Genomic DNA, 15,581 nt, shown 5'->3' on the forward strand with positions numbered 1-15,581 from the left:
GTGATTATTTAATCATCATAATGCTTTAACCAACAATTTCAATCCGACTCGAACCTGACCCAATTGGCTGTACCTGAATCTGTACAGGAATTCGTTCATGCATTTCCTGAATATGTGAAATCAACACCACTTTACGGCCTTGGCTTTGTAATTGATCCAGCGCATTCATCACCATATGCAAGGAAGAGGCATCCAACGTCCCAAAACCTTCATCAATAAATAGTGATTCGATTTTCATGGAACCAGAGGCCATATTGGCAATTGCCAAGGAAATCGCAAGGGCAGTGAGGAAGGACTCTCCACCGGATAGTGAAGCCACGGAGCGGGTTTCTCCATCCATATCATGGTCAATGATGGCTAGGCTGAGGGAGTTATCCAAACGTTTTAAGGTATAGCGTTGTGACAACATGCTGAGTTGTTGATTGGCGTATTCCAGAAGAATATCCAAATTGTATTGCTGGGCTAAATCACGGAAATCTTTACCCTTAGAATCACCAATCAAACTGGAAATTTTATTCCAACGGTGTTCCTGCTGCTGAATCTGCTGGATCTGATCAGCAAATTGCTTTTGCTTGGCAAGGTTTTGTTGATGTAGTTCCAGTTTCAGTTTGAATTGATCACGTTGTTCAGCTTGTTGCTGTAGCTTCTCATGATTGAGATGGATGTGCTCAAGCAACTGGGTATATTCGATAGGTGGCTGTTGTTGCTGATGTGTCTGTAATTGCTGTTGCAACGTTTTTAGGGCAGAGGCGGCCTCATTGAGCAAGCGTTCTGCATGTTGTAGCGATGTTCGAATTTGCTGCTCTTGCTCAGCACGAATAGCAAGTAAATCCGCTAATTGTTGTTCTTCAAATTCAGGATGCTGGTCTAACCAGGCTCGGATTTCAGTCTTGGATTGGACAAGGGTAGCTTGTTGCTGCTGCTGTTGGGCTTTGAGCTGTTCCAGTTCATTTTTCTGCTGTTCAAAGCTTTGACGAGCTTGTTCAAAACGCTGCTTGATTTGCTGATATTGATTTTGGAGTTGCTGACGCTGTTGGTCGTGTTGGTTTAACCATTCATTGGCTTTGAGTTCGGTTAAACCTGTCATTGCCACAATCAGTTGATGCGCTGACTCTGTATTTTGTTTGCCTTTAATCTCGACATCTTTGAGTTGCTGGCTAAACTCGGTATGTTGAGTGATCAAGCTGGTTAAATTGGACTTTAATAGACTCAGTTGCTGTTCAAGCTGCTGCTGTTGTTTGCTGAGTGTTTCAGCTTGTTCAAGCTGTTGAACACGTTGCTGTAAACGTTGTGCTAGCTGTTGGGCAGAGCCCAGCGTTTGCTGCTGCCATAAGTTTAGTTCATCGTTGCTCAGGCAATCCACAACATGCTGAATCTGTTGCTGTGACTGCTGTACGCTTTCAAGTTGATAGCGGATATTTTGAATCGTTTGGGTCAGGTGATAGTGGTCTTTATTGGCCTGATGCAGTTGTTGTAATTCAATTTCAATCTGCTGTTTGAGTTGAGTTGCTTCACTCGTCCATTGTTGTTGAGCTACCGTGATTTCAGCATGTGGTTTGGTTAAATCTAACTGAATGTCGAACTGTGCTGCATGTTTGACTAATTCTTGATGTTGCAGTTTGAATTTGTCATCGGCTTGTTGCATGGCAGATTGCAATTGAGTCAGTTCGGTACGAATCTGGGTGAATTGCTGCTGTGTGTTTTGCCAAAGTTGAAAGCATTGTTGCTCTTGTTGAATGGCCTGTTGCTCTTGCTGTTGTTGCAGCTCATACAAGGCTTTGGAGAGCTGACTGGCATCATCACGGTAGGGGTGTTCGGTGCTGCCACAGACCAGACAGGCCTCGCCGTGTTTGAGTTCTGCACGGAGATGTTCAATATTTTCAGCATGCAATAAACGTTGTTGTTGCAACATTTGCTGTAATTTTTCCCGTTCAGTTTTGGCAGACTGGAATTCGCCTTGGCTGGTTTGCAGTTGTTGTTCAAGCTGCTGATGTTGTTGCTGTGTGCTACTGAGCTTATGGCTTAGTTCATCCCGTTCTTTTTTAAGCTCAAAATAATGCTGTAACTTTTGTTGAATCAGATCCAGTTGACTCAATCGGGCTTGTTGCTGTTCCCTGAGTTTTTGTTTCTGTTCAAGCTGGCTTTCAATCTGTTGTGGTGTGCCAAATTTTTGAATGAGCTCATTCAATACGATCTGATCTTGTTCAAGCTTGGATTGTGCCTGTTGAATCGAACCTAAATTCTGTTCGACTTTTTGGTATTGCTGAATAAATTGCTGCAGCTGCTGAAGATGTGCATTCAAGCCTTTATCTAAAGTAGAGAATTGTGCGCTCTGTTGCAGTTGTTCAGAGCAGCTTTGTTGTTGTATAGATAGACTGTGGCGACTTTGTTCAAACTGCTGCTGTTGCTCAAGTAATGGTTGTTGTTGCGCTTCGTTTTGGTTTAAGCGAACTTTGGTTTTTTTATATTCCTCGGCAATATATTCACGTTCCTGTACATATTTACGCACTTGAGTGAGTTCATGCTGATGCTTTTGTTCAAAACTCTGAAATTGCTGTAAGGCCGTTTCAGCCTGCGTATAAGCTACTTTTTCTTGCTCAAATTGGGTGCTTAAAGTGCTAAAGTGCTGCTGCTTGTGTTGAATCTGGGGTTCAAGCTGTTGCAGTGTTTTTTCTAGCTGTTGTTGTTGGAACACAATCGGACGAATGCCTGAAAAGGTTTCGAGTTGGCTGAGTCGATTGCGATCTGCGGCTAAAGCCTGATGTGCTTGAATTTGAATGTCATGCTGTTGCTGTTTTCGTGTGATTTCAGTTTCGAGTTTCTGTCGCTGTTCAAACCATTGTTGCTGTTGATTAAGCTGAACTTTGTCGGCTTCCAACCGTTGAACCTGTTGTTGTATCTGCTGAAATTGAGTCTGTAACTCGGCAACTTCTTCATCTGAACGGATTTCAATATGGCCGAGCACATTTTCCAGTTGCTTGCGTTGGTTGCTAATTTCACGGGTTTTTTCAAACGCCAGTTGTCCAATTTTGGCAAAAATACTGGAATTGGTCAGATATTCGAGTAATTCACCACGCTCATTATCGCGTGCCTTTAAAAAAGCGGTGACCTCGGACTGTGCCAACAGTACCGCACGGGTGAATTGCTCAAAACTCAGTTGAGTAATCTGTTGAATATGCGCTTCAACCGCTTTGGTTTTATCTGCAATCACCACGCCGTCAGTCAGGCATTTGAGTGAGCGTTGCACACTTTGCAGTTTGCCACTGGCATTTTCACGGGCACGTTTAATTTCCCAACGTGCGAGATAATGTTTCTGATCTTGTGCCACAAAACACAGTTCAGCAAAACCATGTCCTGTACCGCGACGTAGAACCGTTAAAGGGGAGTTGGTCAGCAGTTCCGAACCATCGACATCTAACAGTTTGCCGTCACTTTCTTTGAGGCGGGGAATTTTATTAAATAAGGCCAGACACATGGCATCTAGAATCGTAGATTTACCTGCGCCCGTTTTTCCAACAATGGCAATCAGTCCCGCACTGGCCAAAGGCTCAGTTTCAAAATCAATAAAATGCTCATCTGCCAGAGATGCCAAATTTTTCAGTCGAATTGATAAAATTTTCATGGCAGCTCCTTAAACAGTCTGATCATCTTCAAGTTGCTTTTGCGCTTCTGCGACCAAACTCATAAAGTCTTGAGTGACTTCATCATCAGCGTGATAGCCCTTTTTCTCCCAAATTTGCTTAAATAGTTTTTCGGGTGTCGGTGGTTCTAAGCTAATAGTTTGCTTGCTCTCGGCATTAGTTTCATTGGAGAGATATTGTCTGGAAATCCGCACCAGTCGATAACGATCTTTGGGCAAAGCATCTTCAAATTGTTGTCGTAAATTAGGCTGTGGTGGTGTCGCGGTATGATATTCGATATCGACATATTCGCGATGCTCGAGATTTTCGATCGGTTCATTTGGCAGATTGCGAAGGCGCTGCATGACTACAGTGAGTTCATCTTTAATTTTATGCAGTTGAATACTTCTGGGGATCGGCAAAGCTTCAAAGTTAAACGAATCTTTACTTTTTTTAGAATCAATCGTGACTTCAACCACTTGGTGTTTATAGTTGATTTCACTAAATGACAGTGGAATTGGTGAACCGCTATAACGAATATGTGGATGCTGTACTTTTTGCGGTTTATGCAAATGCCCCAGTGCCACATAATCAATGCTGTCGTCGAACAGAGCTGTAGATAGGGCTTCTTCATTACCAATAATAATCAGCCGTTCTGAATCGGAGGTTTCTCCGCCTTGCATATGCGCATGTGACATCAGAATCAGGGCCTGATCATCGGTTTTACGACGTTTGGCTTCTTCGATTAACTGTTGGTGTAGATAAGCAATCGCATTTTGACTGTTGGTGGTGTGCTCATTAAAGCCTGTAATTTCAGCTGAACGTAGGAATGGCAGGGCAATACACCACGCTACAATCTGCTTTTGTTCATTATAAATCGGCAAAATTAAACGCTCTAAGTCGAGGGTCTTATCTTGATTCCAGCGAATCACACCGACCGTTTTTGCGTTATATTTTTCTAATAAGGGTTCAACTTGTTCAATGCGATAACCTGAGTCGTGATTGCCAGCAATCATTAAGGTTTGCATATGTGGGGCAAGCTCATGTGCATCGGCAAGAAATTGATAGAGTTGTTTTTGTGCCTGTGAACTCGGGTTGATCACATCAAAGATATCACCCGCAATTAATAATGCATGCGGTTGTTTGGCTTTGATCTGCTCAAGTAACCATGTCAGAAATTGTTCATGTTCGTAGTGGCGGGAATGATTATAAAAAAACTGCCCCAAATGCCAGTCAGACGTATGAAAAAAACGCACGGTCATAAATGAATCTAAAAATAAAATAAACCCGAATAAGGTAGCACGTATTCAGGTGGAAGGGAGAGCCTTGATGAGCAGAAAAGCACTACAAGATCTGCCTTGATCATTTTTCAACGATGCTCTAGTTTGATCTCAATGCCATTATTTTAACAATGAGGAAGATAAAATGAGCTTAGGTCAAGTAAGCCGTGAAATTTTTGATCAGATTATGCTGATCGGTCTGGATCGTGTGGAAAAACGCAATGCTTTTGATAGCCATATGATTCATGATCTATCTCAAGCCTTGACTGAATATGAAAACCAGCCTGAACTACGCTGCGCCGTGATTTTTGCGCATGGTGATCACTTTACTGCGGGCTTAGATCTGGTGGAATTACAGTCCAAAATTTCACAAGGTATTTTTAATTTTGAGGCTGATCAGATTAATCCGTGGGGAACGGGCGGGCGGCATCGAACAAAACCTGTGGTGGTGGCTGTCCAAGGGATTTGTTATACCGCTGGCGTGGAACTCATGCTGAATGCTGATGTGGTGATTGCCAGCGAAAATACGGTCTTTGGTCAGCTCGAAGTGCAACGTGGGATTATGCCTTTTGGCGGTGCAACGGTGCGCTTTGTACAAGCTGCGGGTTGGCAAAAAGCCATGCCTTATTTATTAACGGGGAAGACCTTTAATAGCAAAACGGCGTATGAGCTCAATCTCCTGTCTGAAGTGGTGGAATCAGGGCAACAACTTGAACGTGCCTTGGAAATTGCCAAAGAGATTTGTAGTGCCGCACCGTTGGCAGTGCAAGCTTTATTAGCATCTGCAACCGATGCAGTCGTGGAAGGTCAAACAGTTGCATTTGAAAAAATGAACAATTATTTGATGCCGCTGTTTGTATCTGAGGATGCTCAAGAAGGCGTTCGTGCCATGTTAGAAAAACGGCCACCGCAGTTTAAGGGGCGGTAATCATTTTACTTTAACTTGAGTTTAGCAAGTTATTGCGCCCGCTCATCTATTTCACAAATCCCAAAGGTATTATGATCGAGGTCGATGAAATAGCCTTGCCAGCAGCGGTTCGGGATCGCAAATTTATCCATGGCGATAATCCCACCTAAACTTAGGATTTTAGCTGCAGTTTCATCGAAATTTGCCACCTCTATACTACAGGTAAAGGCATTGGTTCCACATCCTGTTGCTGGTGTTGCTACAGGACGTTGTAATAAACCGCCATGAATTCCTGTGGTTGCGATACGATAATATTCAATCGGTAGGCCTTCTACTTTTTCAAATTGCCAGCCAAATACGGATTGATAAAAGTGAATGTCACGTTGTGGATCTGATGACTGAATTTCAAAATAAATAATGCTGTTCATTCAATCTGTCCCTAATTTTTATAGTCGTAGAATTATTCTAAAGAGATATGGAATTGAAAGACGAGACATTTATGTAAGCAGCTGCGCATTTTGCGGTTTAATCATAAAAACGCGTTGAATACATTTGAGTAAGATATAAGAGGTTAATTCTGTATTGATGAAAATTATTAAATTAGCGAATCATCCTGAATTGCAAGAACAGGCTGCAATCTGGTTTTCAGATAAATGGGGGATTCCTATTGAGGCCTATCGAGACAGCATACAAACCTCGATTGAACAGCCAGAGGGAGTTCCGCAATGGTATGTGATTTTGAATGAACATCAGCACATCATTGCTGGCACTGGAGTGATCGACAATGATTTCCATGAGCGCAAAGATATCAGTCCAAACCTATGTGCTTTGTTTGTTGAGGAAACTTACCGAAAGCAAAATATCGCCAAACAACTATTGGATTTTGCCCGAGCAGAAATGAGAAGTTTAGGATTTGAAAAGCTTTATCTGGTGACAGATCTAGATGATTTTTACGAAAGGTGTGGCTGGACATTCTTAACCATGGTGACAGAAGATGAGGGTGGACTGATTAAAATGTATGTTGCCGATACGGTTTAATTAAAATACAAATTTCAGGCAAATAAAAACCGACGATTCGAGTGATGATAAATCGTCGGTCAAAATCTTTTTCAATGGTTCTGGCTGCTAACACAACCATTGTTAAAGATGGAGAGTCATAATGAAAGGTCACCGAAAACATTGCGGATGCCGTGCAATGTACAATCGGTTGCTGCGACCTTGTACCTTATATAACGCTACTGGTTGAGGATTGGTTGACATAAAAATGAAAAAAAAGTGAAAAAAATTTATAATTATTTTCTAAAGCCAGTCTAATTAGGTTTATCTTTATGATTTCATTGCGTTTGTACTATATCTGGTTTTTTATAATTTGTTTTACTGCAACATTGTTGGCAGGCGTACTGGCCGCTATTTTACCAAATAGTATTGGTGGCGTGTTGACTGCGGTTCCTTATTTAATTGCGATCATTGTTATTTTATTCAAATTTCTCAAGCAACAACGCCGTGCACCGATGGCACAGGAACGGACACGTTTAAGCATCGGCTTTAGTCTGATCTTTTGGGGCTATAACGCATGTGGCTTACTTCTTGGTCTGTTTATTTTTGCACGGAAAGATCCCGAAGTTTGGCAGAACTTTTTACTCTATCTGAAACAGCCCCAATTTTTGCTAACGGTATTGGCGATGTGGTTTGTGATTGCTGTACCATTATTCTTAATTACCTATTGGTTTTATGGACCGCAAGCACAGAGAATGGCCAATAAAATGTTCAACTAGTTGAACAAAGTTCACTTGTAATTCACTTTCATTCTGCTAAGACTGAGATATCGAGCTGATCAATATCATGCAGGATGAGAGTGCGATGCAAAAACAGACAGTTTTAATCACAGGTGCAAGTGGCTTTATTGGCTCACATTTGTTGCCTTTTTTATTAGAACGACAATATCAAATTATTGCACTGACTAGACAGCCAAATCGAGTTTCTCAGCATTCAGCACTACGATGGGTGAATGATCTTGATCAAATTGAAACGCAACAAATTGATTATGTGATTAATCTGGCTGGTGAAAATATTGGCGCAAAACGCTGGACTGAACAGCGTAAGCAACAATTAATACACAGCCGTGTTGCGGTGACAGAACAACTGTATCAATGGCTGGAAAAACGGCAAATTTTTCCGAAAGGTATTATTTCTGGTTCTGCGATTGGTTATTACGGTATTGATCCACAAGAACAATGGAAGCTTATTTGTGATGAAAATACAGCACCGCAAGCGATTTTTATGTCTGAGCTTTGCCAGAAGTGGGAGCAAACCGCTTTAAAATTTAGCCAACAAAATACCAAGATCATTCGTTTGGGTGTAGTTTTTGGACAGGGCGGGATTTTGCCACAAATGCTGTTACCGATTCGATTGAATGCGGTTGCAAAAATTGGTTCGGGACGACAACCGATCGTGTGGATTCATATCCAAGATGTACTGAATGCCATGGTTTTTTTGCTGCAATCCAATCACAGTCAAAAGGTGTATAACCTTGTCGCACCTGAACAAATCAATCAACAACAATTTGCTCAAACGGCTGCTCACATTTTAAAGCGCAAACCTTTTATGCGAATGCCTAAGTGCGTATTTACGTCGATGCTTGGCGAGCAAGCACAGCTTATTTTAAATGGTCAATATGTGGTGCCCAAAGCCTTGCTGGAACAGGGCTTCCAATTCCAATATCCAGATTTAAATGAGGCTTTAACTGCAATTTTAGCAAGAAATTAAATCTTGTCGCTTTAAACGCGAAGGTGAATAAGCATTCGGATCAACCAGCGTATCTTGTCCTAAAATGAGTTGACGTAGCAAACGTGCTGAACCTGAGCCCATGCATAGGCCATTGCGGAAATGTCCAAAATTGGCCCAAAGATTTTCCAGTTCAGGCATTGCGCCGATATAGGGAATGCCTTGTGGAGAACTCGGACGTAGGCCTGCCCAGCGTTTTACAATCGGAAATTGTGCTAATTCAGGCACCATATCTAAACAAGCACTGAGAATATCCTGTTGAGTGTGTTCATCCACCGCAGTACTAAAGCCCGTATCTGCCATGCTTGAACCACAGACGATATGACCATCTTGACGTGGAATTAGATACATCACCCGATTCATGCACATGGTTGGAAGCCAGTTTTCAGGGGTTTTAAATAACAGCATTTGTCCTTGCACGGGATGCACGGGGATATTGCGTTGGGTTTGCTCGGCCCATTGCTGACTCCATGCCCCAGACGTAATCACGACATGATCCGCGCTAAATTTCTGACCATCTTCGGTTTCAATTCCGAGTACTTTCTTATTCTGAATCATTAATTTTTTAACAGGACATTGTTCAAAGAAGCGCACGGCAGGGTGCTGTTTTAAGTAGCAAATTAACGATTGTAATAAACGTGGATTGCGAACATTTGAGAGTTGTGGGAAATAAATAGCTTGTTGGAATTTCTGGGAAATATAGGGATTAATGTTTTCTAGTTTGGGGCGATTGAGCAGTTCGCATTGCTGCATCGGTTCTTGGTACCGAGAGGCATAATTTAAGCCGATCTCGAAATCTTCCTGATCAAAGATCAGCATGCCTGTATCGTGGATCTGAAAATCAATACCAGTAATGGGAAGTAGTTTTTCATTCCATGTTTGGTAGAGCTGTTTGCCATATTGGGCCAGCTGATTGACTTCGGGCGCATAACGCCAAGGATACATGGGTGAGAGGATACCTCCACCCGCCCATGAGGCAGCTTGACCTGCAAGTTGTTGGTCAAAAATATCGACAGAGCAGCCTTGTTCAGCAAGTTCCAATGCTGACATTAAGCCACTAATACCCACACCAATGATGGCAATATGCATGATAAAGTTAAACCAGTTTAAAAATTCCCCTCTTTATAAAAGAGGGGTTAGGGGAGATTTTATTTCATCTCTTTTAATTTACGTGCTGCATCTTCCGCAAAATAGGTCCAGATCCCATCTGCACCTGCACGACGGCAGCACATCAACGATTCTAGAATCACGCTGTCAGAGAGCCAACCGTTTTGAATCGCACCCGCAAGCATGGCGTATTCACCACTGACTTGATAGATAAAGGTCGGAACACCAAAAGTATCTTTGACTTCACGAACCACATCTAGATAAGGCATACCCGGTTTGACAATTACCATATCTGCACCTTCTTGCAGATCCAGCGCAATTTCATGCAAGGCTTCGGCACGGTTGCCAATATCCATTTGGTAATTGTATTTATTGCCACCTTTCAGGTTGCTGGCAGAACCCACCGCATCACGGAAAGGGCCGTAGAAGCTTGAGGCATATTTTGCTGAATAGGCCATGATGTTGGTGTAGATAAAATCATTTTGCTCAAGCGCTTGGCGGATCGCACCGATACGGCCATCCATCATGTCACTTGGCGCAATCACATCTGCACCAGCCGCAGCATGACTAAGTGCTTGTTTCACTAGGCATTCAACGGTTTCATCATTGAGTACATAACCCGTGTCATCAATAATACCGTCCTGACCATGCGTGGTATAAGGATCAAGCGCACCATCGGTAATCAAGACCATCTCTGGTAATTCTTTTTTAAGTAGGCGGCACGTCGCCTGAACTAAGCCATTGTCATCCCAAGCGGCTTCCGCTGTTAAGCTTTTATCTTGTTGTGGTGTGACAGGGAATAGGGCAAGTTTTGAAACCCCGAGTTCAAGTAAGGTTTCTGCTTTTTTTAGTAATAAGTCAGCCGATAAGCGCTGCACATTTGGCATGCTTGGAATGTCTTGAGTTTGTTGTTGTCCTGGTAATACAAACACTGGATAAATCAAATGATTCGCAGTTAAATGAGTTTCGCTGACCATGGCACGAAGTTGGTCATTTTTACGGATACGGCGCATGCGAGTCGCAGGAAAAGCTGGACGATTGAACGTATAAGTCATAACAATCTCGATGTTCAGTATTACACTATAGGAATAATTGAGGTATTAAGTCACGCTAGGGAGAGCTTAGCGCTGTTACCCAATTACAGAACCCCGCTATTGTAGCCCCATATTTTTAGATTTGTGCAAAATAATGGAAAGTTATTCTTTCCATTGAGTGTAGGCCGCGTATGAATGATGTAAAGAGAAACTGGACTGGGAATATTCAGCTAGGTGCTAAGGCAGACCACCAAGTGGTTTTAAAACAGCTGTGCAAGGCATTCAATGCCTGTCCTTTTTTTAAATACAGTGGCATGGTCATGCGAGTGGTCGATGATCAGATTGAAGCGTATTTTGAGATGCAGCCAGAACTGGTGGGGAATGTTGCATTTCAGATTTTACATGGTGGCGTTGCTGCCACGATTCTGGACAGTATTGGTGGGGTGGTTGCGATGGAGCAGCTTTATCGCCGTGCCACACCAGAAGATTTACCCGATACCATAAAAAAAGTATCGCGTTTAGCCACGGTGGATATGCGGGTGGATTATCTGGCACCTGGGCGTGGCAAACATTTTATTGCCCGCGCTGAAACCTTACGCCTAGGTCGTAAAGGTTGCACCATGCGTATGACCATGGTCAATGATGAAGGTAAAGCGATTGCAACCGCGATTGCGTCTTATGCCTATTAATTTAGATGGCACAAGCTCAGCTGTCTTTTAGGCAGTCGTTTCTGTCCTGAACTCCGCTTCCTTTTTTCGCATTGATATCGTATTTCTATCTTGAACGATTTAAGTGTCAGAAAAGGGAGCTTCATTGTGGCAAAGCCAATCCATCATTTCGATTTTCTCAGCCATAATCGTGCAGCTTGGGATCAGCAGGCGAGAGAGCAGCAGGCTTGGTCACGTCCTGTCAGTCATGAACTGATTCGTGCAGCTCGTCATGGTGATTGGGAGCTACATATCACACCAAAGCCATTATCCAAAGCATGGCTTGGCGATATTGTCGGAAAAAACATCCTGTGCTTAGCCTCTGCTGGTGGTCAACAAGCACCTGTATTGGCTGCTGCGGGTGCGAATGTCACGGTCTTTGATCTTTCTGATCAACAATTGCAGCAAGACCGAATGGTTGCTGAACGGGAAGGGCTTCAGCTCAAGACCGTGCAGGGAGATATGTGTGATTTGCAGGCATTTCAGGATGCTGAATTTGATCTGATTATCCAACCGATTTCAAACCTGTATGTTGCCGATGTTGAAGCGGTATGGCGGGAATGCTATCGGGTACTCAAACCGCAAGGGGTTTTAATCGCCAGTTTTTATAATCCAGTGGTTTTTATTGCAGATCGCAATCCTGAATATGCCAAACAGGGGCTGATTCACCCGATTTATAAATTGCCTTATTCCGATCTTCAAGATCTGGGTGCAGGTGCGCTCAATGCCAAACTGCAAGCAGGTGAGGCAGTGGTGTTTGGACATAGCCTCACGGATTTAATTCAGGGGCAACTGACCGCAGGTTTTTTTATTCAAAGCTTTTATGAAGATGATCAACCACAACCACGCTTTTTGGTGGATCAATTTATGCCAACCTTTTTGGCAACACGGGCAATTAAAAATTAACAGCCTATCTTGCTAAAACATCATTCGATGAGTCTAGTTGAGGTGCGAATATTTCCACCTCAATTGGCTTTATTATCTAGCAATCGTGTGATCCTAAAATAATTCCCAAACTGGATAGAGATCTGGAAAAAGTGGATAGAGTCCAGCCATAAATCAAGCTTCAATCATGAAAAGGTTTTTATGGATTGGAGGAGATAAAAATGGCTCCACGTAATATTGCAGAATGGCAAGATTTCATCACAGGATGTTTGGATTTTCGCCCGAAAGAGGGTGTATTCCGTATCGCACGCGAGATGTTCACAGAAGCTGAGCTTTTCGATTTGGAAATGGAATTGATCTTTGAAAAAGTCTGGATCTACGCCTGTCACGAAAGTGAGATTCCCAACAATCATGATTTTTTAACTGTTCAAATTGGACGTCAACCGTTGATCATTAGCCGCGATGGCCAAGGTCAACTGCATGCCATGGTCAATGCCTGTGAGCATCGTGGTGCAACCTTAACCCGTGTGGCCAAAGGCAATCAATCGACCTTTACCTGTCCGTTCCATGCGTGGTGTTATAAGTCTGATGGCCGTCTGGTCAAGGTCAAAGCACCTGCTGAATATTGTGAAGATTTTGACAAGTCGAGTCGTGGTCTCAAACAGGGACGCATTGCCAGCTACCGTGGTTTTGTTTTTGTCAGTCTGGACACACAAGCCACAGATACCCTTGAAGACTTTTTGGGGGATGCCAAAGTATTCCTCGATTTAATGGTGGAGCAGTCGCCAACAGGTGAGTTGGAAGTCCTGCAAGGCAAGTCTGCCTATACCTTTGCAGGAAACTGGAAGCTGCAAAATGAAAATGGTCTGGATGGCTATCACGTCAGTACCGTGCACTATAACTATGTCTCAACGGTACAGCATCGCCAACAGGTCAATGCGGCCAAAGGCGATGATCTGGATACCTTGGATTACAGCAAATTAGGTGCAGGCGATAACCAAACCGATGATGGCTGGTTCAGTTTTAAAAACGGTCACAGTGTCTTATTCAGTGACATGCCAAATCCAGCCGTGCGTCCTGGCTATGACACGGTGATGCCTTATCTGCTGGAGAAATATGGCAGTAAACGTGCTGAATGGGCCATGCATCGTCTCAGAAACTTAAACCTCTATCCAAGCTTATTCTTCATGGATCAGATCAGTTCCCAACTGCGAATTGTCCGTCCGGTGGCATGGAATAAAACCGAAGTGATTAGCCAATGTCTGGCAGTAAAAGGCGAGTCGACTGAGTCGCGTCGTAACCGTATTCGCCAGTTTGAAGACTTTTTCAATGTCTCTGGCTTAGGTACGCCTGATGATCTGGTGGAATTCCGTGAACAGCAAAAAGGCTTCCAAGCACGTTTAGAGCGCTGGAGTGATATTTCCCGTGGACAGCATAAATGGTGTTATGAGCTGACGCAGAATGCACAGGATCTCGGGATTCAACCTCTGATCACGGGCCGTGAACTGACGCATGAAGGCTTATATGTCAATCAACATGGTCAATGGCAGCGCCTAATGCTGGAGGGCTTAAATCGCAAGGCCTTAAAAATGCAGGATATTACCTATCAGTTAGATACTGTGACAGAGGAGGTCTAAGCCATGACTGCTGAATTACATTTTGCTGTTTCACAATTTTTATATCAGAAGTCTGAACTGTGCGATTGCTATGATTGGGATGCCTATCTGGAACTGTATGATGAAGATAGTGAATATCACATTCCGCAATGGATTGATGATCATCGTTATGTCGAAGATCCGAATCAGGGCTTGTCTTATATCTATTATGCTGATCGCTCAGGACTTGAGGATCGCGTGTTTCGTATCCGTACCGGCAAAGCCGCATCAGCCACGCCATTACCTCGCACGCAACACAGCATTCAAAATGTACAGGTTAAAGCCCTACAGAATGGCTTAATTGAAGCCAAAGTTGGATGGAGCACTTTATATAATCGTCAAGGTCTGGAAGGTTGTTTCTATGGACATGCCACTTATCTGTTAAGACCTACGGCAGAAGGATTCCGTATCCGCCGTCAACACACGATTTTGCTGAATGACAAAATTGATTCGGTCTTAGATTTTTATCATGTTTAAGGGAGCATCATGATGGGACATTCAGTTGCGCTTAATTTTGCCGATGGAAAAACCTTTTTTATTTCAGTCCAAGAGGATGAGTTACTGTTGAATGCCGCCATTCGTCAAGGCATCAGTTTACCCTTGGATTGTCGTGAAGGTGTGTGCGGGACCTGTCAGGGACAATGTGAAACAGGCATTTATGAACAGGAATATGTCGATGAAGATGCCTTGAGTGAGCGTGATTTGGCTGAGCGTAAAATGCTGGCCTGTCAAACGCGGGTCAAATCCAATGCCGCCTTCTATTTTGATCATAGCTCCGAGATGTGCCATGCAGGTGAAACCTTAAAAATTGCCAGCAAAGTGACTAAGCTTGAACTGGTTTCAGAGAGCACCGCCATTCTGCATGTCGATGCCAGTTCATATACCAAGCAACTTGAGTTTCTGCCGGGTCAATATGCGCGTTTGCAGATTCCTGAAACAGAGGATTGGCGTTCTTATTCCTTTGCCAATCGCCCTAATCTAGACAATCAACTGCAATTTTTAATTCGGTTATTGCCCGAGGGAGTGATGAGCAATTATTTGCGCGAACGTTGCCAAGTGGGGCAAACCATTATGATGGAAGCACCTTTGGGCAGTTTCTATTTACGTGAAGTGCAACGACCGTTGGTCTTTATTGCAGGCGGCACAGGTTTATCCGCTTTTTTAGGCATGTTGGACAATATTGCCGAGCAAGCCGATGCGCCTGCGATTCAATTGTTTTACGGGGTCAATCAGGCAACCGACTTATGCGAACAGTCACGTTTACTGGCCTATGCAGAAAGGATGCCGAATTTTAACTATCAACCCATCGTCACCCAAGCTTCGGAAACTTGGACAGGCAAAACAGGTTATATCCATCAGCATCTGAATCGGGATCAATTGGCGGAACAGGCTTTTGATATGTATTTATGCGGGCCACCGCCGATGATCGAAGCGGTCAAAAGCTGGCTGGATGAGCAAGCATTAACTAATTACCGTCTCTATAGCGAGAAGTTTTTACAAAGCAACAGTGCACGTATTGCACTCGATGCTTAATAGAGAAAGGGATGGAACATCGTGATGACCATCCCTTTTTTATTCATCAAAAACATCATCCTCAACATT

Annotated in this window: 14 protein-coding genes; 9 read left to right on the forward strand and 5 right to left on the reverse strand. The window is 43.3% G+C overall.

All coding sequences use genetic code 11. The features are described from left to right. Positions 1 to 25 precede the first annotated feature (25 nt). On the reverse strand, positions 26 to 3,622 hold the full coding sequence (locus tag WA352_RS18610; RefSeq protein ID WP_033134341.1) for an AAA family ATPase: 3,597 nt from the start codon (positions 3,620 to 3,622) through the stop codon (positions 26 to 28). A 9-nt stretch (positions 3,623 to 3,631) separates the two neighbouring features. Next, positions 3,632 to 4,882 carry an exonuclease SbcCD subunit D gene (locus tag WA352_RS18615; protein WP_033134340.1) on the reverse strand — a complete coding sequence of 417 codons (1,251 nt, stop codon included), beginning with the start codon at positions 4,880 to 4,882 and terminating at the stop codon, positions 3,632 to 3,634. A gap of 163 nt (positions 4,883 to 5,045) precedes the next feature. On the opposite strand from WA352_RS18615, the gene WA352_RS18620 reads away from it, so the two are divergent. Continuing rightward, on the forward strand, positions 5,046 to 5,828 hold the full coding sequence (locus WA352_RS18620) for a crotonase/enoyl-CoA hydratase family protein (RefSeq protein WP_033134339.1): 783 nt from the start codon (positions 5,046 to 5,048) through the stop codon (positions 5,826 to 5,828). Between the two features lie 29 nt (positions 5,829 to 5,857). Here the strand turns inward: WA352_RS18620 and WA352_RS18625 are convergent, their stop codons facing one another. After that, entirely contained in the window at positions 5,858 to 6,235 is a 378-nt protein-coding gene (locus WA352_RS18625) for a VOC family protein (protein ID WP_033134338.1), read from the reverse strand. A gap of 157 nt (positions 6,236 to 6,392) precedes the next feature. On the opposite strand from WA352_RS18625, the gene WA352_RS18630 reads away from it, so the two are divergent. From WA352_RS18630 to WA352_RS18640, 3 genes are all read left to right on the forward strand, one after another. Beyond that, positions 6,393 to 6,845, forward strand: coding sequence for a GNAT family N-acetyltransferase (locus WA352_RS18630; protein WP_033134337.1), 453 nt, complete (start codon positions 6,393 to 6,395; stop codon positions 6,843 to 6,845). 290 nt (positions 6,846 to 7,135) lie between these two features. Beyond that, positions 7,136 to 7,582, forward strand: coding sequence for an ABZJ_00895 family protein (locus WA352_RS18635; protein WP_033134336.1), 447 nt, complete (start codon positions 7,136 to 7,138; stop codon positions 7,580 to 7,582). A gap of 85 nt (positions 7,583 to 7,667) precedes the next feature. After that, a complete protein-coding gene (locus tag WA352_RS18640) occupies positions 7,668 to 8,573 on the forward strand; it encodes a TIGR01777 family oxidoreductase (RefSeq protein ID WP_033134335.1) in 906 nt (301 codons plus the stop codon). Here WA352_RS18640 and thiO read toward each other — a convergent pair. After that, the gene (gene thiO, locus WA352_RS18645) at positions 8,559 to 9,680 is read right to left on the reverse strand and encodes a glycine oxidase ThiO (RefSeq protein WP_033134334.1); all 1,122 of its coding nucleotides are present in this window, start codon (positions 9,678 to 9,680) and stop codon (positions 8,559 to 8,561) included. The two genes, WA352_RS18640 and thiO, sit on opposite strands and share 15 nt — an antisense overlap. Positions 9,681 to 9,739: 59 nt before the next feature. Further along, positions 9,740 to 10,753: a porphobilinogen synthase gene (gene hemB / locus WA352_RS18650; RefSeq protein WP_033134333.1), complete on the reverse strand. Its 1,014-nt coding sequence runs from the start codon at positions 10,751 to 10,753 to the stop codon at positions 9,740 to 9,742. A gap of 170 nt (positions 10,754 to 10,923) precedes the next feature. Here hemB and WA352_RS18655 point away from each other — a divergent pair, with 170 nt between their 5' ends. The 5 genes from WA352_RS18655 (at position 10,924) to antC (ending at position 15,512) form a co-directional block, all read left to right on the forward strand. Further along, positions 10,924 to 11,421, forward strand: coding sequence for a thioesterase family protein (locus tag WA352_RS18655; RefSeq protein WP_004805214.1), 498 nt, complete (start codon positions 10,924 to 10,926; stop codon positions 11,419 to 11,421). A 126-nt stretch (positions 11,422 to 11,547) separates the two neighbouring features. Then, a complete protein-coding gene (locus tag WA352_RS18660; RefSeq protein WP_033134332.1) occupies positions 11,548 to 12,345 on the forward strand; it encodes a class I SAM-dependent methyltransferase in 798 nt (265 codons plus the stop codon). 200 nt (positions 12,346 to 12,545) lie between these two features. Then, complete coding sequence (gene antA, locus WA352_RS18665; RefSeq protein WP_033134331.1) at positions 12,546 to 13,961, forward strand: anthranilate 1,2-dioxygenase large subunit; 1,416 nt, start codon at positions 12,546 to 12,548, stop codon at positions 13,959 to 13,961. 3 nt (positions 13,962 to 13,964) lie between these two features. Continuing rightward, positions 13,965 to 14,456, forward strand: a complete 492-nt coding sequence (antB, locus tag WA352_RS18670) for an anthranilate 1,2-dioxygenase small subunit (protein ID WP_005190880.1) — start codon at positions 13,965 to 13,967, stop codon at positions 14,454 to 14,456. A gap of 6 nt (positions 14,457 to 14,462) precedes the next feature. Further along, positions 14,463 to 15,512 (forward strand): anthranilate 1,2-dioxygenase electron transfer component AntC, encoded by a 1,050-nt coding sequence (antC, locus tag WA352_RS18675; protein WP_164467935.1) that lies wholly within the window; start codon positions 14,463 to 14,465, stop codon positions 15,510 to 15,512. Positions 15,513 to 15,581 lie beyond the last annotated feature (69 nt).

Source organism: Acinetobacter sp. 102, assembly GCF_037028485.1.
Lineage (GTDB): Bacteria > Pseudomonadota > Gammaproteobacteria > Pseudomonadales > Moraxellaceae > Acinetobacter > Acinetobacter higginsii.